This window comes from Agrococcus sp. Marseille-Q4369, assembly GCF_018308945.1.
Lineage (GTDB): Bacteria > Actinomycetota > Actinomycetes > Actinomycetales > Microbacteriaceae > Agrococcus.
The window spans coordinates 129,216-149,542 of record NZ_CP070501.1 but is presented as its reverse complement, the minus strand read 5'-3'; the positions used below and the strand labels follow the sequence as shown (position 1 = coordinate 149,542).

General features: G+C 72.7%; 16 protein-coding genes and 1 pseudogene. 5 read left to right on the top strand and 12 right to left on the bottom strand.

The window, feature by feature from the left end; genetic code table 11:
• The 6 genes from JSQ78_RS00840 to JSQ78_RS00815 all read right to left on the bottom strand — a co-directional run bounded on the left by JSQ78_RS00840 (window position 1) and on the right by JSQ78_RS00815 (window position 4,066).
• Window positions 1-633: a DUF2461 domain-containing protein gene (locus JSQ78_RS00840; RefSeq protein ID WP_211448649.1), complete on the bottom strand. Its 633-nt coding sequence runs from the start codon at window positions 631-633 to the stop codon at window positions 1-3.
• 40 nt (window positions 634-673) lie between these two features.
• Entirely contained in the window at window positions 674-1,555 is an 882-nt protein-coding gene (mutM, locus tag JSQ78_RS00835; RefSeq protein ID WP_211448647.1) for a bifunctional DNA-formamidopyrimidine glycosylase/DNA-(apurinic or apyrimidinic site) lyase, read from the bottom strand.
• Window positions 1,556-1,588: 33 nt separating this feature from the next.
• Window positions 1,589-2,293 (bottom strand): ribonuclease III, encoded by a 705-nt coding sequence (rnc, locus tag JSQ78_RS00830; RefSeq protein ID WP_211448646.1) that lies wholly within the window; start codon window positions 2,291-2,293, stop codon window positions 1,589-1,591.
• Between the two features lie 22 nt (window positions 2,294-2,315).
• On the bottom strand, window positions 2,316-2,519 hold the full coding sequence (gene rpmF / locus JSQ78_RS00825; RefSeq protein WP_021009302.1) for a 50S ribosomal protein L32: 204 nt from the start codon (window positions 2,517-2,519) through the stop codon (window positions 2,316-2,318).
• Between the two features lie 3 nt (window positions 2,520-2,522).
• Window positions 2,523-3,083, bottom strand: coding sequence for a YceD family protein (locus tag JSQ78_RS00820; RefSeq protein ID WP_211448644.1), 561 nt, complete (start codon window positions 3,081-3,083; stop codon window positions 2,523-2,525).
• 194 nt (window positions 3,084-3,277) lie between these two features.
• Complete coding sequence (locus JSQ78_RS00815) at window positions 3,278-4,066, bottom strand: ZIP family metal transporter (RefSeq protein WP_211448642.1); 789 nt, start codon at window positions 4,064-4,066, stop codon at window positions 3,278-3,280.
• Between the two features lie 62 nt (window positions 4,067-4,128).
• Between JSQ78_RS00815 and JSQ78_RS00810 the strand changes: the two genes are divergently transcribed.
• Window positions 4,129-5,580: an MFS transporter gene (locus JSQ78_RS00810; protein WP_249295771.1), complete on the top strand. Its 1,452-nt coding sequence runs from the start codon at window positions 4,129-4,131 to the stop codon at window positions 5,578-5,580.
• A 12-nt stretch (window positions 5,581-5,592) separates the two neighbouring features.
• On the opposite strand, the gene JSQ78_RS00805 is transcribed toward JSQ78_RS00810, so the two are convergent.
• Window positions 5,593-6,366, bottom strand: a complete 774-nt coding sequence (locus tag JSQ78_RS00805) for an SDR family NAD(P)-dependent oxidoreductase (protein WP_211448638.1) — start codon at window positions 6,364-6,366, stop codon at window positions 5,593-5,595.
• Between the two features lie 159 nt (window positions 6,367-6,525).
• Between JSQ78_RS00805 and JSQ78_RS00800 the strand changes: the two genes are divergently transcribed.
• A complete protein-coding gene (locus JSQ78_RS00800; RefSeq protein ID WP_249295769.1) occupies window positions 6,526-7,842 on the top strand; it encodes a bifunctional o-acetylhomoserine/o-acetylserine sulfhydrylase in 1,317 nt (438 codons plus the stop codon).
• A gap of 32 nt (window positions 7,843-7,874) precedes the next feature.
• Complete coding sequence (gene metX, locus JSQ78_RS00795) at window positions 7,875-9,095, top strand: homoserine O-acetyltransferase MetX (RefSeq protein ID WP_211448635.1); 1,221 nt, start codon at window positions 7,875-7,877, stop codon at window positions 9,093-9,095.
• Between the two features lie 342 nt (window positions 9,096-9,437).
• Here the strand turns inward: metX and JSQ78_RS13745 are convergent.
• The 5 genes and pseudogenes from JSQ78_RS13745 to JSQ78_RS00775 form a co-directional block, all read right to left on the bottom strand.
• Window positions 9,438-10,109 (bottom strand): annotated as a pseudogene (locus tag JSQ78_RS13745) (glycosyltransferase 87 family protein); the annotation flags it as partial.
• Window positions 10,110-10,312: 203 nt separating this feature from the next.
• Window positions 10,313-11,353 (bottom strand): hemolysin family protein, encoded by a 1,041-nt coding sequence (locus JSQ78_RS00790; protein ID WP_211448633.1) that lies wholly within the window; start codon window positions 11,351-11,353, stop codon window positions 10,313-10,315.
• Window positions 11,350-12,681, bottom strand: coding sequence for a hemolysin family protein (locus JSQ78_RS00785; RefSeq protein WP_211448631.1), 1,332 nt, complete (start codon window positions 12,679-12,681; stop codon window positions 11,350-11,352). The genes JSQ78_RS00790 and JSQ78_RS00785 overlap by 4 nt, the downstream gene beginning before the upstream one ends.
• Window positions 12,682-12,782: 101 nt before the next feature.
• Window positions 12,783-14,225, bottom strand: coding sequence for a GMP reductase (gene guaB1, locus JSQ78_RS00780; protein WP_211448629.1), 1,443 nt, complete (start codon window positions 14,223-14,225; stop codon window positions 12,783-12,785).
• A gap of 25 nt (window positions 14,226-14,250) precedes the next feature.
• A complete protein-coding gene (locus JSQ78_RS00775; protein WP_211448627.1) occupies window positions 14,251-15,819 on the bottom strand; it encodes a bifunctional 3'-5' exonuclease/DNA polymerase in 1,569 nt (522 codons plus the stop codon).
• 74 nt (window positions 15,820-15,893) lie between these two features.
• On the opposite strand from JSQ78_RS00775, the gene JSQ78_RS00770 reads away from it, so the two are divergent.
• Window positions 15,894-16,406 carry an HNH endonuclease gene (locus tag JSQ78_RS00770; RefSeq protein WP_211448625.1) on the top strand — a complete coding sequence of 171 codons (513 nt, stop codon included), beginning with the start codon at window positions 15,894-15,896 and terminating at the stop codon, window positions 16,404-16,406.
• Window positions 16,407-16,504: 98 nt separating this feature from the next.
• Complete coding sequence (locus tag JSQ78_RS00765; RefSeq protein WP_249295768.1) at window positions 16,505-20,320, top strand: multifunctional oxoglutarate decarboxylase/oxoglutarate dehydrogenase thiamine pyrophosphate-binding subunit/dihydrolipoyllysine-residue succinyltransferase subunit; 3,816 nt, start codon at window positions 16,505-16,507, stop codon at window positions 20,318-20,320.
• The last annotated feature ends 7 nt before the right edge of the window (window positions 20,321-20,327 follow it).

The following is a 20,327-nucleotide window of genomic DNA, read 5'->3' as shown; positions in this document are numbered from 1 at the left end:
CTACCGCTTCGGCGCCACGTTCCGCACCGCCCACTGCACGAGCGGCTGCAGGTGCTCGACCGTGTCGAAGAGCGCGTCGAGCAGCTCCGGTCCGCCCGCCTGCTCTGGCGTCAGGTGCCGACGCGCCGTCAGGAAGCGGTAGCGCAGCAGCTCGATGCGCGGATGCGCGGGGTCGACGCCGCGCGGCGCCGTCTTGACGCGCTCGCCGCCGAGCTCGTAGCCCGCCGCCTCGAGCTCCCGCACGATGCCCTCGAGCTCGGTGCCCGCCGCGACCGCCTCGACGGCCGCGCGGTACGCCTTCGTGAACGACGCATCCCCGAAGAACCCGCCGCCCATCGAGACGCCCGTCGCGTCGAGGTTGAGGAACCAGCCGATGCCGGGCGCGCGCTGCGCGAAGAGTCCCTGCCGCGTCTTGTAAGGCGTCTTGTCGTGGGCGAAGCGCACGTCGCGGTACGGGCGATAGACCTTCACGGCGCTCGCGACGGGCTCGAGCTCCTCGGCGAGCGCCTCGAACGGCGCGCGCACGTGCGCGTCGTAGCGGTGCTTGTTGTCGAGCCACCAGGGCCGCTCGTTGTGCGCCTCGAGGTCGGTGTAGAAGGCGAACGCGTCGGGCGAGAATCCGTCGAAGGGCATCGATCCAGTCTAGGAGCGGCGCCTGGTGGGCCGCCGGGCGTCAGACCGCGATGCCCCTGGGCCGCCGCTGGCAGCGCGGGCAGCGCGTCGACGAGCGGTTGGCCCACGGCTCGCGCACCATGATCGCGCCGCAGCGGTGGCACGGCTGACCGCCGCGGCCGTAGGCGTGCAGCGAGTGCTCGAAGTAGCCAGCCTGCCCGTTGACGTTGACGTACTGCGCGTCGAACGAGGTGCCGCCCTCGGCGAGCGCCTGCTCGAGCACGGCGCGCACGTCGGCGAGCAGGGCGAGCGCCCGCGCTTGCGTGAGCCGCTCACCCGGCGTTGCGTAGTGCAGCCGCGACCGCCAGAGCGCCTCGTCGGCGTAGATGTTGCCGATGCCCGACACGAGCGTCTGGTCGAGCAGCGCGGCCTTCACGCCCTGCCTTCTCCGGCGCAGGCGGCGGGCGACGGCAGATGCGTCGAAGCCGGCGTCGATCGGATCGAGCGCGATGTGCGCGGCCTGGTCGGGCACCGCCCGGCCGCCGTCGGCCGCGACGAGGGGCCGCACGGCGAGTCCGCCGAAGATGCGCTGGTCTGCGAAGCGGATCTCGATCGGGCCGTGGTCGGGCTGGTCGAGCAGCAGCCGGATGCGCGTGTGGCGGTCAGGCGCGGTGCCTGGCTCGCGCACGAGCACCTGGCCCGACATCCCCAGGTGCGCGAGCAGCGCATCCGCCCTGTCCCGGATCGGCACCCAGAGGAACTTGCCGCGCCGCTCCGGTGCGCCGAGGGTGCGACCGGTGAGGGCCGCCTCGAAGGCGGCGGCGTCGCCGTCGTGACGGGCGATCGATCGCGCGTCGAGCACCTCGACGCCCTCGACGCGAGCGCCGGTCACGGCCGGCGCGAGCCCAGCGCGCACGACCTCGACCTCGGGCAGCTCCGGCATGTCAGCGCACCGGCATGTCAGCGCACCGGCATGTCAGTGCGCGGCCGGCGCGCTCAGCAGCCGATGTGCCTCGAGCGCCGCGGCCATCTCGGCCACCTTCTTGCTCGTGCCGGTGCCCGTCGCGACGGTCTCGTCGTCGATCAGCACGGTCGCGGTGAAGCTGCGCGCGTGGTCGGGGCCCTCTGCCTCGATCGCGTAGGCGGGCGCGCCCTTGCCCTGCGCGGCTGCGAGCTCCTGCAGCGCCGTCTTCGGGTCGAGCGCGGCGCCGGCGCGCAGCGGGTCGTCGAGCAGCGGGCCGACGAGCCGGAGCACGAGGCCAGCGGATGCGGTGTGCCCGGCCGACAGGAATGCGGCGCCGAAGACCGCCTCGAGCGTGTCGGAGAGGATCGAGGGCTTCTCGGCGCCGCCGGAGGCTGCCTCGCCCTTGCCGAGCAGGATGTGCTCGCCGAGCCCGATGTCGCGCGCGACCTCGGCGAGCGCGTTCATCGAGACGACGCCGGCGCGGCGCTTCGCGAGCTCGCCCTCGGGCAGCTCGGGGAAGCGCCGGTAGAGCTCGATCGTGATCGCCTGGCCGAGGATCGAGTCGCCGAGGAACTCGAGGCGCTCGTTGTGCGGCACGCCGCCGTGCTCGTACGCCCACGAGCGGTGGGTGAGTGCCAACGACAGCAGCTCGGGGTCGATGTCGACCCCGAGCTGCTCGAGCAGTCGGTGCTGTGCCGTTCCTCGCTGGTCCGTCATGCGACGAAGGATCCCAGCAGGATCAGACGTCGGCGACCTTGCGGCCCTTGTACTCCATGTACAGCGCGGTGCCGGCCGAGTCCTCGACGACCTTCGCGCGGTGCGGGAGGCTGTAGACGGTCTTGCCGCCCTCGACGGTCTTCACGAGCTTGGGCGCGACGGCCTTCCACTGCGAACGGCGGGCGCGGGTGTTCGACCGCGACATCTTCCTCTTGGGAACAGCCATTGCTCACTCCTTCTTCGGCGCCTGCGCGCCCTCTTCCGACTCATCGTCGGACACGTCTGATGAGAAACCCTGGAGCGCTGCCCACCGTGGATCGATGGTCTCCGTCGGCTCGTGGACCGTGCCAGGCTCGAGCCGCTCCCCTGTCTCAGGATCGAGCCCCGAGCAGTCCGGTCGGTCGACCGGTTGGAACGGCAGCGCCAGCACGACCGCGTCCCGAACCACCGGAAGCATGTCGACAGACTCGTCGACCACGAGGTAGTCGGTTTCCGACGCACCATCATACGCGAACAGCTCGACGAAGTCGACATCGAGGTCGAGGTCGAACTCGGTGAGGCAGCGCGAGCACGTCGCGAGGGCGGTGACGCTCGCTTGCCCGGTCGCGAGGATGCCTTCGTGCACGCTCTCGAGGCGAACGTCGAGCTCGATGGGCTGGTCGGGCAGCACGGCGGCGAGACCCTCGCCGACCTTGTCGCCGAACGGCGCGGTCTCCTCGACCTCGCGCATGCGGCCCGGCTTGTGCACGATGTCGCGCACGGACAGCGTGAACGGATGCGTGGTGGCCATGCGTCCAGTCTACGGCCGCACCCGCGGCGGCCCCTGCACAGCCCGCGACTCGACCCCTTCTCGCTCGCGCGACCCGTCGCAACGGGTCCCGTCAACGCGAAGGGGTCGGCTCGTTCGCGGGAAGCGGTCGAGTCGGCGCGAAGTGGTCGAGTCGGTCGAAAGCGGTCGCCCGATCCGCTCGCGCGCTCGGCTGCTCAGGCGAGCGAGAGCACGAACGACAGCACGAAGCCCGCAGCGGTGCTCATCGCGACAGCGGGGCCGCCGTGCTCGTACGCCTCGGGCATGAGCGTGTCGGCGAGCGAGGCGATCACCGCGCCGGCCGCGAACGCGAGCGGGAGTGAGATCGTCTCCGCCTCGGCGCTCGCGAGCGGACCGGCGCCGAGCACGACCGCACCGACGAGCAGCACGGCGCACATCGACCACAGCCCGAGCACCTTCCCGCCCGACATCCCCTGCTCCTTCATCGAGGACGCGCCGACGAGCGCCTCCGGGAGGTTCGAGACGAAGATGGCGGCGAGCAGCGCGAGGCCGCCCGATCCCTCGGTGAGCGAGACGCCGAGGGCGACGTTCTCGGGCACCCCGTCGAGCGTCACGGCCGCGAGCAGCGCGAGCCCCGCTGCGCCGCGGGTCGAGGCCTTCGTCGCGCGGGCATCCGTCGCAGCCGCGTCGGTGTCGAGCTTCGCGCTGCCCTCGACCTCATCCGCGGGAGCGCCCTTGCCCGGCTGCGCCGCACGATCGAGCAGCGCGCTCAGCATCGTGAAGACGAGCGCGCCGACGAGCAGGCCGATCGCGGCCCGCCAGATGCCGCCCATCTCGTAGGCGTCCTCGAAGAGCTCGAACGCGAGGGCGGTGACGAGCGCACCGGCGGCGAACGAGAGCAGGATCGCGAGCACGCGCTTCGGCAGCTCGAAGCGCATCCCGATGAGGGCACCGACGATGAGCGCGCTCGAGGCGACCACGCCGAACAGCAGGGCCTGCGCCATGCCTCAGGGTACGACCGGCGCCGCTCCGCAGAACAGTGCCGTTGAGGTGCCATGATGCACGCGTGTCGACGTCGCGCGCCGTGCCCCTCGCTCTCATCGGCTGGCTCGTGTGCGTCGAGCTCACGAGCGGCGTGCTGCAGGGCTGGTACGTCACGCTGACGCCCGACATCGCCCGACACCTCGACGTCACCGACGCCGACGTCAACTGGTTCGAGGCGGGCCAGCTGCTGCTCTCGGCGCTCTTCGTGCCGATCCTCGCGAAGCTCGGCGACATGCACGGCCACAAGCGCATGCTGCTGCTCTCGACCGCGATCACCGCGGCCGCGAGCTGGTGGATCGCCTTCGCGGGCGACTTCACGAGCTACCTGATCGCCTTCTCGCTGCAGGGCGCCTACGCGGTGTGGCTGCCGCTCGAGGTCGCGCTCATCTTCGACCGCGGCCGCCGCACGGGCGTCGCTCCGTCGACGACGCGCCGAGCCGCGGGCCTGCTCGTCATCGCCCTCGAGGCGGGAGCGATCCTCGGCGCCCTCGGCTCCGCGGCCGCGCTCGGCGCCTTCGGCGACGCCATCCCGCCGACCCTCATGGTGCCGGCCGCGATGGTGACGCTCACGTTCTTCGCGATCCTCTGGGGCGTGCCCGAGTCGGAGCCGCTCCCGGGCCGCCGCCTCGATGCCGGCGGGTTCGTGCTGCTCGCGCTCTCGCTCCTGACGATCACCTCGGGCCTCACGTTCCTGAAGATCGGCGGGCTCGAGGCGTGGTGGGGCTGGGCCGTGATGGCGATCGGCATCCTGCTGCTGCTCCCCTTCGGCCGCTGGGTGCTCGGCAAGGACGACCCCGCGATCGACCTCCGCGTCATGCGTCAGCCATCGATGTGGCCCGTGCAGCTCACCGCTGGCCTCGTCGGCGTGAGCCTGCTCGGCGCGCAGACGCCGCTCGCGACCTACGCCGGCACCGACCCGTCGCTCGGCTACGGACTCGGGCTCGACGCGACCGGCCGCTCGCTCCTCATCGGCGTCTACCTGCTCGCGCTCATCGTCGGCGCCGGCGCGCTCGCCGTGCTCTCCACGCGCATCCGCCCCCGCCTGCTCCTCATCGTCGCGTCGACGCTCGTGGGCATCGGCTACCTGCTGCTCGTGCCCTTCCACCTCGAGATCTGGCAGGTCTTCGCGTGCATGGCCGTCGCGGGCATCGGCTCGGGTGCGCTCGTCGGCGCACTGCCCGCCGCTGCTGCCGCCGCCGCTCCCCGCGGACAGACGGGCGTCGCGACCGGCATGACGAACACGACGAAGACCATCGGCGGCTCGTTCGCATCGTCGATCTTCGCGATCGTGCTCGCGGTCGGCGCGGTCGGCACCGCCGCGAGCCTCGGCGGCTACATCGTCGTGTGGATCATCTGCGGCGTCACCGCGCTCATCGCCGCGGCCGCCCTCGTCGCGGTGCCGAGGCTCGCCTTCGCGGACCCGGAGCCGGTCGCCGAGGCCGTGCCCGGCGCGACGCCCGCACCGCGCTCCTGAGCGGCCGGGAGCTCAGTCCTTCGCGACGAGCGGCCCGCGGTGCACCAGCCACGGATGCGTCTGCGCGACCGGCTTGATGATCGTCTCGTCGATCGAGACGTGGCCGGGCAGCGCGAGGATGTCGGTCATGACGCGCGCGACGTCGTCGGCCGAGAGGGGGTCCTGCACATCCTTGTAGACCGCATCCGCCTTCTCCTTGTCGCCCTCGAAGCGCACGAGGCTGAACTCCTCGGTCCAGACCATGCCGGGCGCGACCTCCATGACGCGGATCGGCTCGCCCGCGAGCTCGAGCCGCAGCACGTCGACGAGCTGCTTCTCGGCCGACTTCGCCGCGTTGTAGCCCGAGCCGCCCGTGTAGGGCACCGTCGCGGCGATCGAGGTGACGACCATGATCTCGGCGTAGGAGCCGTCGCGAGTCGAGTCGCGCAGCAGCGGCAGGATGGCATCGATCACGCGCTTCGTGCCGATGACGTTGGCCTCGAACATCCACCGCCAGTCGTCGATCGAGGTCTCGCCGAGCGGCGCTGCGCCCTTCGCGCCGCCCGCGACCTGCACGAGGCCCGTCGGGCGGAACGCCGCAGCCGCCTCCGCGAGCCGCGCGATGTCGCCCTCGTCGGTGAGGTCGGCGGCGAGGATCTCGCAGCCGGTGTCGCGCTGCAGCGCCTCGAGCCGCTCCGCGCGGCGCGCGACGGCGAGCACGCTCCATCCGCGCTCCACAGCCTGTCGCGCGACCGCCTCCCCGATGCCGCTCGATGCTCCCGTGACGACGATCCGCTTCTCGCTCATGCCGCCATGCAAGCAGGCGGCGGCCGATCGGCGCCACTCGGCCCCGGACCGGCGGAGCCGCAGTGTTACGCCGTGCGACGCACCCGGCTGGCCCGATCGCGCGATCGACCGCACGATGGAGCACGACCCAGCTCGGCATCGACCCGCAAGGAGCACCCCATGAGCGACTGGAAGTTCGAGACCCTCCAGGTCCACGCGGGCGCGCAGCCGGACCCGACGACGAAGGCGCGCATCACGCCCGTCTACCGCACGACCTCGTACGTGTTCGACAGCACGGAGCACGCTGCCCGCCTCTTCGGCCTCGCCGAGCTCGGCAACATCTACTCGCGCATCATGAACCCGACGAACGACGTCGTCGAGCAGCGCCTCGCGGCGCTCGAAGGGGGCAGCGCCGCCCTCCTGCTCGCGTCGGGCCAGGCCGCGAGCACCTACGCCGTGCTCAACATCGCGAGCGCAGGCGACCACATCGTCTCGTCGTCGTCGATCTACGGCGGCACCTACAACCTCTTCAACTTCACGCTCAAGCGGCTCGGCATCGAGGTGACGTTCGTCGAGGACCAGGACGACCTCGACGAGTGGCGCCGCGCCATCCGCCCCGAGACGAAGCTGCTCTTCGCCGAGACGATCGGCAACCCGCGCATCAACCTGCTCGACATCGCGGGTGTCTCGGGCGTCGCCCACGACGCCGGCGTGCCGCTCATCGTCGACAACACGATCGCGACGCCCTACCTCATCCGCCCGCTCGAGCACGGCGCCGACATCGTCATCCACTCGGCGACGAAGTTCCTCGGCGGCCACGGCTCGGTCGTCGCTGGCGCGATCGTCGACGGCGGCCGCTTCGCGTGGTCGGAGTCCGACAAGTTCCCCGGCCTCACGACGCCCGACGAGTCCTACCACGGCGTCACCTACACCGAGGCGCTCGGCGACGCGATCGCCTACATCCTCAAGGCGCGCGTCACGCTCCTCCGCGACGTCGGCGCCTCCGCCGCGCCCGACACCGCGTGGCATCTGCTGCAGGGCATCGAGACGCTCTCGCTGCGCCTCGACCGCCACGTCGGGAACGCGACCGCCGTCGCCCGCTTCCTCGAGGCGCACCCGCAGGTCGCCGCCGTGCACTACGCGGGCCTCGAGTCGAGCCCGTGGCACGAGCGCGGCCGCGAGCTCGCCCCGCGCGGCACGGGCGCCGTGCTCTCCTTCGAGCTGCGCGGCGGCGTCGAGGCCGGCAAGGCGCTCGTCGAGTCGCTCGAGCTCTTCAGCCACCTCGCCAACATCGGCGACGTGCGCTCGCTCGTCATCCACCCGGCATCGACGACGCACGCGCAGCTGACGCCCGAGCAGCAGCTGAGCGCGGGCGTCACGCCCGGACTCGTGCGGCTCTCGGTCGGCATCGAGCACGTCGACGACCTCATCGCCGACCTCGGCCGCGGCCTCGACGCCGCCGCCGCGAAGTCGGCGGAGCTCTCGGCGAACGCCTGAGCACGGACGGCACGAGCGGTCGGCGGGCACGCGTGGACTGGCAGCTGAGCGACGACGCGCAGCCGGCCGCTCGCGTGCCGGCCGCACGGCTCGTCGACACGGGGCTCGACGCCGGGCCCGACGCGCGCCCCGTGCCCGTCACGGGCGCGTGGCGGCCGGGCGACGATCCCGGCGAGCGGCGCTTCGCCCGCATCGGCGACGTCGAGACCGAGTCTGGCGGGACGATCCCGGATGCCGCGCTCGCGTTCGAGACGTGGGGTCGCCTCGACGAGCGCGCGGAGAACGCCGTCCTCGTGCTGCACGCGCTCACGGGCGACAGCCACGTGCGCGGACCGGCCGGCCCCGGCCACGCGACGGCCGGCTGGTGGGAGGACGTCGTCGGGCCCGGCCGCGCGATCGACACCGACCGGTTCTTCGTCGTGGCCCCCAACATGCTCGGCGGCTGCCAGGGGTCGACCGGTCCCGCCTCCCTCGACCGCGACGGCCGCGAGTGGGGCTCGCGCTTCCCGCGCGTGACGGTGCGCGACCAGGTCGAGGCGCAGCGCCGGCTCGCCGACCAGCTCGGCATCCGCCGCTGGCACGCCGTCGTCGGCGGCTCGATGGGCGGCATGCACGCGCTCGAGTGGGCGGTCGCGCATCCCGAGCGCGTCGGCTCCGCCGCGCTGCTCGCCTCGAACGCCGCGACGAGCGCCGACCAGATCGCCCAGAACACCCTGCAGATCGAGGCCGTCACGAACGATCCCGGCTGGCTCGGCGGCGACTTCTACGACCTGCCGGGCCACGCGGGTCCCGCGCGCGGGCTCGCGCTCGCGCGCCGCATGGCGATGCTCGGCTACCGCTCGCAGCAGGAGCTCAACGAGCGGTTCCGCCGCGAGTGGCAGTCGAGCGTCGACCCGCTGCACGGCGGGCGCTTCCAGGTCGAGTCGTACCTCGACGTGCACGGCAACCGCTTCACGCGGCGCTTCGACGCCGGCTCCTACGTGCGGCTCGTCGACGCGATGTCGACGCACGACGTCGGCCGCGGTCGCGGCGGCGTCGAGGCCGCGCTCGAACGCGTCACGGCGCCGACGCTCGTCGTCGGCATCTCGAGCGACCGGCTCTTCCCGGTCGCCGACCAGCGGCGGCTCGCGTCAGGGATCCCGACGAGCGTCTCCGGCGCCGAGCCCGTCGTGCTCGAGAGCGGCTTCGGGCACGACGCGTTCCTCATCGAGTCGGGCCGCGTCGGCGATCTGCTGGCGACGCTCCTCGCCTGACACCCCGACGGGGCCGACGCGCGCGGCCCGCACGAGCATCCACACCGCCCCGACGAGGAGCGCGACGTGCAGCGCGTTCCGCGCCGTGAGGAGCGCGACCGCCGCGGGGTGCGCCGCGACCAGCCAGTCGTAGGTCCACGGGAACTGCAGCTGCGTGAGCGCCGCGACGAGCGCGATCGCGCCGACGCCGATCCAGTGCCGCCGCGCGCCCGCCTCGGCGAGCAGCAGCGCGGGCACGAACAGCCACAGCACGAACTGCGGCGAGCCGACCTTGTTCGTCACGATCATCGCCTCGACGAGCGCGACCGCGAGCCACACGATCGCCTCCCGCCGGTGCGCGCGCCGCACGGCGAGGGCGCCGAGCGCGCCGATCGCGAGCACCCCCGCGACGAGCACGGGCGTCGCGAGCGCCGCGACCGCGCCGACGCCGTCGCCCTCGACCTGGAACGTGTAGATCTCGCGGTCGAATCCGACCTGCGCCTCGCCCGCGCTCGCGAGCCACAGGTAGGGCGTCGCGGCGACGGCCTCGATCTGCAGCCCGCGATCGTCCTGCTCGGTGAGGAACGACAGCGCGTGGTCCGAGCCGACGAGCGCCGCGAGCCCGAGCACCGCGGCCGAGACGAGCGCGCCCGCCGCGACCACGCGCATCCGCTCGCGCCGCACGACGAGCAGCGCGAGCCACAGCACGCCGGGCCAGACCTTCATCCACGCGCCGACCGTGAAGAGCGCCGCCGCGACCCCAGGACGGTCGCTGCGCAGCGCCACGACCGCGATGACGCACAGCGCCACGGCGACCGTGTCGATGCGGGCGATCGCGACGGGGCCGAGCGCCACGAGGAGCGCGAGCCACGTCCACGCCATCACGAGCCCGCGCGGCACGCGCAGCAGCAGCGCGAGCGCGATCGCGTCGAGCGCCGTGACGAGGAGCATCCACACGAGCGGCAACGCCGCCGTGCCGAACGCGCTCGAGGCGAGGATCGGCGCCCACGCGAGCAGCGGGTAGACCCACGGCACGTCGACGCCGAGCCACTGACCGGGCCGGCCCTCGCTGCCGAGCCCCTGCTCGACCCAGAACGGGTAGACCGCGAGCACGTCGCCGTACGCGTCCGAGACGCTCGGCAGGGCGAGGATCGCGAGCAGCGCGTGCACGCCGCCGAACGCGAGCCACGGCCATGCTCGAGCCTGGCACGCTCCAGGCTGCCCCGCTCGAGCCTGGCTCAGAAGAGCCTCCGGGTCGCGTCGCGCACCTCGCCGACGAGCTCCTCGATGATGTCCTCGAGGAACAGCAGGCCCGTCGTGTCGCCGTTCGCGTCGAACGAGCGCGCGATGTGCGCGCCGGTCGAGCGCATGAGCGCGAGGGCGTCCTCGAGCTCGGCGTCCTGGTAGATCGAGGCGAGCTGGCGGATGCGCTTGGCCGGCACGGGCACGTCCATCTCGGCGTCGTCGGCCCCGAGCACGTCCTTCACGTGCACGTACCCGCTCGGCATGCCCTCGGCATCCGACACCACGTAGCGCGAGAACCCGCGCTCGCGCACCGCGGCCTCGAGGTCGGTCGGCGTCGCTCCCGCGGGGAGCGTCACGATCTCGTCGAGCGGGAGCGCGACGTCGCGCACCCGGCGCTCGGTGAACTCGAACGTGCGCGAGATCGCGCCCGTCGGGTCGAAGAGCACGCCCTCGCGCTTCGAGGTCTCGACGATCGTCTCGACCTCGTCGATCGTGAACGCGCTCGCCGCCTCTGCGACGGGCTGCACGCGGAACAGGCGCAGGATGCCGTTCGCGACCTCGTTCATCGCCCAGATGACGGGCTTGAAGATGCGCGAGATGAGCACGAGCGGCGGCGCGAGCAGCAGCACGGCTCGGTCGGGCACCGAGAACGCCGCGTTCTTCGGCACCATCTCGCCGAGCACGACGTGCAGGTAGGTGACGAGCAGCAGCGCGATGACGAACGCGACGACCGAGACGACCTCGGGCGCGAGCCCCGTCCACTCGAGCGGTCCCTCGAGCAGGTGGTGGATCGCCGGCTCGGAGACGTTGAGGATGAGCAGCGAGCAGATCGTGATGCCCAGCTGGCACATCGCGAGCATGAGGGAGACGTGCTCCATCGCCCACAGCGCGAGCTTCGCCGCGCGGTTGCCGCGGTCGGCGAGCGGCTCGATCTGGCTGCGGCGCGCGGAGATGACCGCGAACTCGGCGCCGACGAAGAACGCGTTGGCCGCGAGCAGGATGACGAGCCACATGATGCCGAGCCAGTCGTTCATCGCTCCCCCTCCGCTGCCTCGCGAGTCGGCTCGCTCGCCGGCTCGTCCTCGATGAAGCGCACGCGGTCGACGCGCCGCCCGTCGACGCGGTCGACGCGGAGCGTGCCGCCCTCGACGCGCACGGTGTCGCCGACGCTCGGCAGCGTGCCGAGCTCGGCCATGATGAAGCCGCCGATCGTCTCGAACGGGCCCTCCTCGGGCACGGCGACGCGCGCGCGCTCGAGCAGCTCGTCGGGCCGGAAGGAGCCGGGGAAGGTCACCCAGCCCGGACCGCGCACGACCTCGACGTGCATCCGGTCGTGCTCGTCGGAGACCTCGCCGACGACCTCCTCCACGAGGTCCTCGAGCGTCACGATGCCGGCGGTGCCGCCGTACTCGTCGACGACGATCGCCATCTGGTAGCCGCGCTCCTTGAGGTCGCCGAGCAGCGCGTCGAGGTGCACCGACTCGGGCACGCGGTGCGGCTCCTCGGCGATTGCCGCGACCGGCACGTCGGCGCGCCGCTCGCGCGGCACCGAGATCGCCTGCTTGACGTGCGCGATGCCGAGCACCTCGTCGAGGTCGCCGTCGACGACCGGGAAGCGGCTGAGGCCCGTCTGGTGCGCGAGCTGCACGAGGTCGGCGACGGATGCGCTGCGCTCGATCGCCTGCACGCGCGGCCTGGGCGTCATGACGTCCCCCGCCGTGAGCTCGGCGAAGCGCAGCGTGCGGGAGAGCAGCGTCGCGGCGCCGGCGTCGAGCGCGCCCTCCATGGCGCTGCGGCGCACGAGCGTCGAGAGCTCCTCTGCCGTGCGGGCGCCGGAGAGCTCCTCCTTCGGCTCGAGCCCGATCGAGCGGAGGATGCCGTTGGCGGAGCCGTTGAGCCCGAGCACCGCGGGCCGGAACAGCGCCGTGAAGGCGCGCTGGAACGGCGTGACGCCGATCGCGGTGCCGAGCGGCTTCGCGAGCGCGAGGTTCTTGGGCACGAGCTCGCCGATGATCATCGAGAGGATCGTCGCGCCCGTCATGGCGATGACGCTCGAGAGCGGCCCGGCGACGCCCTCGGCGAGCCCCCACGAGACGAGCATGGGCGAGAGCTGCCGCGAGATCGCGGGCTCCATCGTGTAGCCCGTCAGGAGCGTCGTGAGCGTGATGCCGAGCTGCGCGCTCGAGAGGTGCGTCGAGGTCTGGCGGAGCGCCTTGATCGTGCCGTCGAGGCGCTTCTCGCCGCGGTCGCGGCGAGCCTCGAGGTCAGCTCGGTCGAGGTTGACGAGCGCGAACTCGCTCGCGACGAAGAGGCCGGTCCCGATCGTGAGGATGACGCCGATGCCGATGAGCAGCGCATCCATCAACGGGTCGGTTCCGGCCGCGGACTATGACTGTGGTCGTCGTTCACGGCGACATCCTAGAGGACGGCGCTCGGCCCTCCCACTGCCCGCGGCGCGCGGCGTCACCAAGAGACGGGCAGCGCCTTGCCCTCCTCGTAGCCCGCCGCGGACTGCACGCCGACCCGAGCGCGCTCGCGGAAGGCCGGCACCGAATCGGCGCCCGCGTACGTGAACGAGGAGCGCACGCCGGCCGTGATCATGTCGACGAGGTCCTCGACGCTCGGCCGCGCCGGGTCGAGCAGGATCGTCGAGGTCGAGATGCCCTCGGCGAAGAGCTGCTTGCGCGCGAGCTCGTAGGCGTCGAGCTGCCCGAAGCGGCCGACGACGGCGCGCGTGGACGCCATCCCCCACGACTCCTTGAAGAGCCGCCCCTGCGCGTCGCGCTGCAGGCGACCGGGGGCCTCGATCGTGCCCGCGAACCACGAGCCGATCATGACGCTCGAGGCGCCCGCCGCGAGCGCGAGGGCGACGTCGCGCGGGTAGCGCACGCCACCGTCGGCCCACACGCGCGCGCCGAGCTCGATCGCCGTCGCCGACGTGTCGAGCACCGCCGAGAACTGCGGGCGGCCGACCGCGGTCATCATTCGGGTCGTGCACATCGCGCCCGGGCCGACGCCGACCTTGAGGATCGAGGCTCCCGCGGCGACGAGGTCGCGCACGCCGTCGGAGGAGACGATGTTGCCCGCCGCGATCGGGAGCTCGTCGCCGACCGCCGCACGCACCGCCTCGAGCGCGCGCAGCATGCCAGCCTGGTGCCCGTGCGCGGTGTCGACGACGATGACGTCGGCGCCCGCCTCGACGAGCGCGAGCGCCTTCGCGCCCGGGTCGCCGTTGATGCCGACCGCGGCGGCGACGCTCAGCCGGCCGTCGGCGTCGAGCGCGGGCCGGTAGATGTCGGCGCGGAGCGCGCCGAGCCGCGAGGCGAAGCCGATGAGCCGGCCGTCGGCGACGACGGGCGCGACCCCGACCCCTTCGCGCTCGAGCGCCGCGAACATCGAGCGGCCGTCGGCGACGTCGGCGGGAGCGAGCTCTGGCAGGCTCGAGTGGAGCAGGTCGCCGAGCGTCGCGTCGGGCAGCGCGTGGCCGAGCCGCTCCGCCGGGATCGCGCCGAGCAGCGTGCCGTCTGCATCCTCGACCGCGACCGCGTGGCCCTCGAGCGCGGGCACGCGCTCGAGCACCTCCTGCACGACGTCGCCGGGCGCCGCGCGGTGCGGCGACTCGAGCGCGATCGGCTGCGCCTTGACCCACGCGATCGACGCGACGGTCTGCTCGAGCGGCGGGTCCTGGGTGAGCACGGCGAGCCCGCCGCGGCGCGCGAGCGTCGCCGCCATGCGCGGGCCGGTGACGGAGTTCATGTTCGACGCGACGATCGGGAGCGTCGCGCTCGTGCCGTCATCGGGGGCGAGGTCGACCGACATGCGCGACCCCACGTCGCTCCGGCTGGGGACGAGGAAGACGTCGGAGTAGGTGAGGTCGTGCTCCGGGACGTCGTCGATGAAGCGCATGCTCCCAGGGTAGAGCGCCGCCGCCTCAGCCCTTCGCCCGGCCCCAGTCGTCGACGACCGCCGTCTGCACCGGGAACTCGATCGGGAAGTCGCCGAACAGCAGCCTCCCGGCGAGCGACGCAGCGTCGCGGATCGCCTCGGCCACCGCCTCGGCGTCCGCCTCGGGCGCCTGCACGATCACCTCGTCGTGCAGGAAGCACACGAGCGCGGCTCCGTCGACGTCGGCGATCGCGCGGCGCACGCCCGCCATCCACGCGAGCGCCCACTCCGCCGCCGTGCCCTGCACGACGAAGTTCCGCGTGAAGCGTCCCCACGCCCGGGCCTGCGCGGCGCCTCGCTCGTCGTTCGACCAGCGCGGCGGCTCGGGCGAGGTGCGGCCGAGCCACGTGCGCACGCGCTCGCGCCGCTCGCCAGCGCGAGCCGCCGACTCGACGGCCGCCATCGCTCGCGGATAGGCGCGCGCGAGCCGCGGCAGCACGAGCGCCGCCTGCCCGCGGGTGCCGCCGTAGAGCGCGCCGAGCATGCCGAGCTTCGCCTGCTCGCGGCTCGCGACGACGCCGCGGTCGACGAGCGCGCGATAGAGGTCGGCACCGCGCCCCGCCTCGGCGAGGCCCTCGTCGCGCGCGAGGGCGGCGAGGGCGCGCGGCTCGAGCTGCGCCGCGTCGGCGACCACGAGGCGCATGCCGGGCTCCGCAGCGACGGCGCCGCGGATCTGGCGAGCGATCTGCATCGCGCCCGATCCCTCCGTCGCCCAGCGGCCCGTGACGACCCCGCCCGGCACGTACTCGATCCGCAGCCGCGTGCGCCCGCGCTCGTCGACGCGCGCCCAGCGCTTCGCCCACGCCCACCCGTTCGCGGTGTGCAGGCGCGCGAGCCGTTTGTAGGCGAGCAGCGGCTCGATGACGGGGTGGTCGAGGTCGCGCAGCTCCCATCGCGCGGTCGAGCTCGCGTCGAGGCCGGCGCGGCGGAGCGCCCGCAGCACGTCCTGCGGCGAGTCGGGGTTGAGCCCCGGCTCGCCGAGCGCCTCGCGCACCTCGGCGGCGAGCTCCTCCATGCGAGCCGGACGTCCCGTCGAGCGCTCGCCGAGCGCTTCGACGAGCAGCGCGTCGTGCCGCGCGACGTCGAACGGCAGGCCCTCGCGGCCGAGCTCGACCGCCACGACCGCGCCCATCGACTCGGCGGCCGCGAGCATCGCGAGCCCCGCGTCGTCGCCGATCGCCGCCTCCTGCGCGCGCAGCTGCTCGGCGACCGCCGGGACGGCCTCCGCCTCGGGGGCGAGCGAGAACAGCGCGTCCGCACCCGCGTCGAGCGGTCGCGACCAGCGCTCCTCGAGCGGGAGCCTCCTCGCGTGGACGAGGATGCGGTGCACGAGCCGGAGGTCGCGCACCCGCTCGATGCGCACGCCCGCGTCGAGCAGGGCCGGAGCGATAGCGCGCGCGTCCTGCCACACGAGGCGCACGCCCGGCGAACCGAGCCGCTCGTCGTCCGCGACCCGCGCGGCCTCGTGGATCCGGGCAACCGTCGCGCCGTCCCGCTCGAGCGCGGCCACCGCGATGCGGGCGCCGCGCTCGAGCGGCACGACCGCGAGATCCATGCCTGCACGCTAGTGCGCGCATCCCACATGCGCTTCATAGCCCGCGTGCGGCACGATGGTGCTGGAGATCCGCGATGACAGCGCAAGTGGTGGTGCTCAACGCGACGCTCGAGCCCATCGGCGTCGCCTCGCTGCAGCGCGCGGTCGCGTTCCTCGTGAAGGAGCGCGCGCAGATCATGCTCGCGGCCGACGGCGTGATCCGGTCGAACTCGATCGAGCTGCCGGTGCCGCGCGTGGTGGTCTTCAACGACTACGTGCGGATCCCGCACACGCGCCTGTACGACAAGATGCCGTGGAGCCGGCGCGGCGTGCTCGACCGCGACGGCCGTCGATGCGCGTACTGCGAGGCGCCGGGCGCGACGATCGACCACATCCATCCCGCTTCGCGCGGCGGCGAGTCGACGTGGCTCAACACCATCACGGCGTGCGTCGCGTGCAACGGCGCGAAGGGCGACCGCACGCCCACCGAAGCCGGCATGCCGCTGCGGTTCGAGCCGCGCGTCGTGTGGCGCCGCGAGGTCGTGCTGCTCGCGGTCGAGGCTGCGGGCGTCGATCTCGCCGAGCTCGGACTCGTGCCGCTTGCGTGACGCCCTGATCGCCCAGCGCGCGCCACTATGCTTGTTGGCAGTGTCGCCGCGGAGTGCCTGCGGCGTGCCCGCGAGAATCGGAAGAGGCGATCGATACCGTGTCCAGCCCTGCGGACGACAGCGATTTCGGAGCGAACGAGTGGCTCGTCGAGGAGCAGTATCAGCTGTTCGTCAAGGACAGGAGCTCCGTCGCCCAGTCGTGGTGGCCCATCCTCGAGCGCTACGCTGCGCAGCGCTCCTCCGGCGAGGCTGAGACGAGCATGAGCGAGACGCCGAAGGCGCCCGCGGCCGAGGCTGCGGCCCCGGCTGCCGCCCCGCCCGCCGCGCCCAAGCAGCCCGCGCCGCCGCGCCGACCCGTGCGCGCCGAGTCGCGCACGCCGAAGCCCGTCGACTCCGGCGAGGCGCAGGCGACGCAGGACTCGTCGCGCGCCGACGCGATGGGCCCGGCAGAGACGCCCTCGCCGACGAAGGCCGACGGCACGATCGTCGCGAAGACGACGCGCCAGGCCGCGCGCCCCATGCCCGTGCCCGCCGACGCCCCGACGGCGAGCGACAAGCAGCCGGCGAAGGGCGAGGAGCGGAAGGCCGACGAGCCCGTCGTCACGACGCTCCGCGGCATGCCGAAGACGCTCGCCGCCAACATGGACAAGTCGCTCTCGGTGCCGACCGCGACGAGCGTGCGCACCGTGCCCGCGAAGCTCATGATCGACCAGCGCATCGTCATCAACAACCACTTGCGCCGGACGCGCGGCGGCAAGGTGTCGTTCACGCACATCATCGGCTACGCGCTCGTGCAAGCGCTCAAGGCCTTCCCGAGCCAGAACGTCTACTACGACGAGATCGACGGCAAGCCCGCGATGGTCGCGCCGCCGCACGTGAACCTCGGCATCGCGATCGACATCCCGAAGCCCGACGGCACCCGCGCGCTGCTCGTGCCGAGCATCAAGGGCTGCGAGTCGATGGACTTCTCGGAGTTCGTCGCCGCCTACGAGGCGCTCGTGAAGAAGGCGCGCGCGAACAAGCTCGACGCGGGCGACTTCGCCGGCACGACGATCTCGCTCACGAACCCGGGCGGCATCGGCACCGTGCACTCCGTGCCCCGCCTCATGCAGGGCCAGGGCTGCATCATCGGCGTCGGCGCGCTCGACTACCCGGCCGAGTTCATGGGCGCGAGCCCCGAGCGGCTCGCCGAGGCGGGCGTCGGCAAGACGGTCACCATGACCTCGACCTACGACCACCGCGTCATCCAGGGCGCCGGCTCCGGCGAGTTCCTCAAGATCGTGCACGGGCTGCTCGTGGGCGAGCGGGACTTCTACCGCGGCATCTTCGCCGACCTCCGCATCCCCTACGAGCCCATCAAGTGGGCGACGGATGTGTCGGTGCGGGAGTCGGACGAGCTCTCGAAGCAGACGCGCGTCGCGCAGCTCATCAACCAGTTCCGCGTGCGCGGCCACCTGATGGCCGACATCGACCCGCTCGAGTACGTGCAGCGCACGCACCCGGACCTCGAGATCGAGCACCACGGGCTCTCGTTCTGGGACCTCGACCGCGAGTTCGTCACCGGCGGCTTCGGCGGCAAGCGCTCGGCGCTGCTGCGCGACATCCTCGGCGTGCTGCGCGACTCGTACTGCCGCACGATCGGCGTCGAGTACATGCACATCCCCGACCCGGCGCAGCGCCAGTGGTTCCAGAGCCACCTCGAGGTGCCGTACGTCAAGCCGACGCACGACGAGCAGATGCGCATCCTGCGCAAGCTCAACGAGGCCGAGGCGTTCGAGACGTTCCTGCAGACGAAGTACGTCGGCCAGAAGCGCTTCTCGCTCGAGGGCGCCGAGTCGATGATCGCGTTCCTCGACTCCGTGCTCGCAGGCGCGGCCGCCGCGGGCCTCGACGAGGTCGCGATCGGCATGCCGCACCGCGGCCGCCTCAACGTGCTCACGTCGATCGCCGGCAAGACCTACGGCCAGGTGTTCCAGGAGTTCGAGGGCGCCGCGGTCTTCCAGGGCTCGGGCGACGTGAAGTACCACCTCGGCAACGAGGGCGAGTTCACCGCCGCCGACGGCTCGACCGTGCCGGTCTACCTCGCCGCGAACCCCTCGCACCTCGAGGCCGTCAACGGCGTGCTCGAGGGCATCGTGCGCGCGAAGCAGGACCGGCTCGGCAACGGCGAGCAGTCGGTGCTGCCGATCCTCGTGCACGGCGACGCGGCGAACGCCGGCCAGGGCGTCGTGTTCGAGACGCACCAGCTCTCGCAGCTGCGCGCCTACCAGACGGGCGGCACCGTGCACCTCGTCGTGAACAACCAGGTCGGCTTCACGACCCCGCCGACCGAGTCGCGCTCGTCGACCTACGCGACCGACATCGCGAAGGCGATCCACGCGCCCGTCCTGCACGTGAACGGCGACGACCCCGAGGCCGTGGTGCGCGTCGCGGAGCTCGCCTTCCAGTACCGCCAGGAGTTCAAGCGCGACATCGTCGTCGACCTCATCTGCTACCGCCGCCGCGGGCACAACGAGGGCGACGACCCCACCATGACGCAGCCGCTCATGTACTCGCTCATCGAGGCGAAGCGCTCGGTGCGCACCCTCTACGCCGAGAACCTCGTCGGTCGCGGCGACATCACCGAGGACGAGTACCAGGAGGCGCAGGCCGACTTCCAGGCCAAGCTCGAGCAGGCGTTCATGGAGACCCACGCGGCTGCGACCGGCTCGATGCCGATCGTGACGCCCGCCGTGTTCCAGCAGGCCGCCGGCGAGCCGGAGTCGACCGGGGTGGACCCATCCGTCATCGCCGCGATCGGCGACGCGCACGGCAACGCCCCCGACGGCTTCGCCGTGCACCCGAAGGTCAAGCAGGTGCTCGACAAGCGCGTCAAGGCGAGCCGTGAGGGCGGCGTCGACTGGGCGTTCGGCGAGCTGCTCGCGCTCGGATCGCTCCTGCTCGAGGGCACGCCCGTGCGCATGTCGGGGCAGGACACGCGTCGCGGCACGTTCGTGCAGCGCCACGCCGTCATGCACGACCGGAACAACGGCCAGGAGTGGCTGCCGCTCGCGAACCTCGGCGAGGACCAGGCGCGGCTGTCGATCTACGACTCGCTGCTGAGCGAGTACGCCGCGATGGCCTTCGAGTACGGCTACTCCGTCGAGCGCCCCGACGCGCTCGTGCTGTGGGAGGCGCAGTTCGGCGACTTCGCCAACGGCGCGCAGATCGTGATCGACGAGTTCATCGCCTCCGCCGAGCAGAAGTGGAACCAGCACTCCTCGCTCGTGCTGCTGCTGCCGCACGGCTACGAGGGCGCGGGCCCCGACCACTCGTCGGGTCGCATCGAGCGCTTCCTGCAGCTCGCGGCCGAGGACAACATGACGATCGCGCGTCCCTCGACGCCGGCGAACCACTTCCACCTGCTGCGCCGCCAGGCCTACGCCCGGCCGCGCCGGCCGCTCATCGTCTTCACGCCGAAGGCGATGCTGCGGCTGCGCGACGCGACGAGCGCGGTCGAGGACTTCACGAGCGGCGCCTTCCGCACCGTGATCGACGACCAGCAGGTGCAGGATCCGGGCGCCGTGACGCGCGTGCTGCTGCACTCGGGCAAGATCCACTACGACCTCAAGGCCGAGGCCGCCAAGCGCGGCCGGAGCGACGTCGCCCTCGTGCGGGTCGAGCAGCTGTACCCGCTGCCGATCGACGAGATCAACGACGCGGTCGACCGCTACCCGAACGCGCAGCTCGTGTGGGTGCAGGAGGAGCCGCTCAACCAGGGCGCATGGCCGTTCATGCACCTCGCGCTCCCCCGCCACCTGCACGGCCGCACGCTCAAGGTCGTCGGGCGCCCCGCATCCGCGAGCCCCGCGACCGGTTCCGCGAAGCGCTCCTCGCAAGAGCTCGCCGCGATCCTGGAGTCGGCGCTCGGCTGAGCCCTCG

Excerpts from the sequence above, each read along its gene's own strand:
- guaB1 (WP_211448629.1), bottom strand. The coding sequence starts at position 14,225 with ATGCGCTTCATCGACGACGTCCCGGAGCACGACCTCACCTACTCCGAC.
- rnc (WP_211448646.1), bottom strand. The coding sequence starts at position 2,293 with ATGACGGACCAGCGAGGAACGGCACAGCACCGACTGCTCGAGCAGCTC.
- JSQ78_RS00790 (WP_211448633.1), bottom strand. The coding sequence starts at position 11,353 with ATGAACGACTGGCTCGGCATCATGTGGCTCGTCATCCTGCTCGCGGCC.
- JSQ78_RS00770 (WP_211448625.1), top strand. The coding sequence starts at position 15,894 with ATGACAGCGCAAGTGGTGGTGCTCAACGCGACGCTCGAGCCCATCGGC.
- JSQ78_RS00840 (WP_211448649.1), bottom strand. The coding sequence starts at position 633 with ATGCCCTTCGACGGATTCTCGCCCGACGCGTTCGCCTTCTACACCGAC.
- JSQ78_RS00820 (WP_211448644.1), bottom strand. The coding sequence starts at position 3,083 with ATGGCCACCACGCATCCGTTCACGCTGTCCGTGCGCGACATCGTGCAC.
- JSQ78_RS00785 (WP_211448631.1), bottom strand. The coding sequence starts at position 12,681 with ATGGATGCGCTGCTCATCGGCATCGGCGTCATCCTCACGATCGGGACC.
- rpmF (WP_021009302.1), bottom strand. The coding sequence starts at position 2,519 with ATGGCTGTTCCCAAGAGGAAGATGTCGCGGTCGAACACCCGCGCCCGC.
- JSQ78_RS00775 (WP_211448627.1), bottom strand. The coding sequence starts at position 15,819 with ATGGATCTCGCGGTCGTGCCGCTCGAGCGCGGCGCCCGCATCGCGGTG.
- JSQ78_RS00800 (WP_249295769.1), top strand. The coding sequence starts at position 6,526 with ATGAGCGACTGGAAGTTCGAGACCCTCCAGGTCCACGCGGGCGCGCAG.
- JSQ78_RS00805 (WP_211448638.1), bottom strand. The coding sequence starts at position 6,366 with ATGAGCGAGAAGCGGATCGTCGTCACGGGAGCATCGAGCGGCATCGGG.
- mutM (WP_211448647.1), bottom strand. The coding sequence starts at position 1,555 with ATGCCGGAGCTGCCCGAGGTCGAGGTCGTGCGCGCTGGGCTCGCGCCG.
- JSQ78_RS00815 (WP_211448642.1), bottom strand. The coding sequence starts at position 4,066 with ATGGCGCAGGCCCTGCTGTTCGGCGTGGTCGCCTCGAGCGCGCTCATC.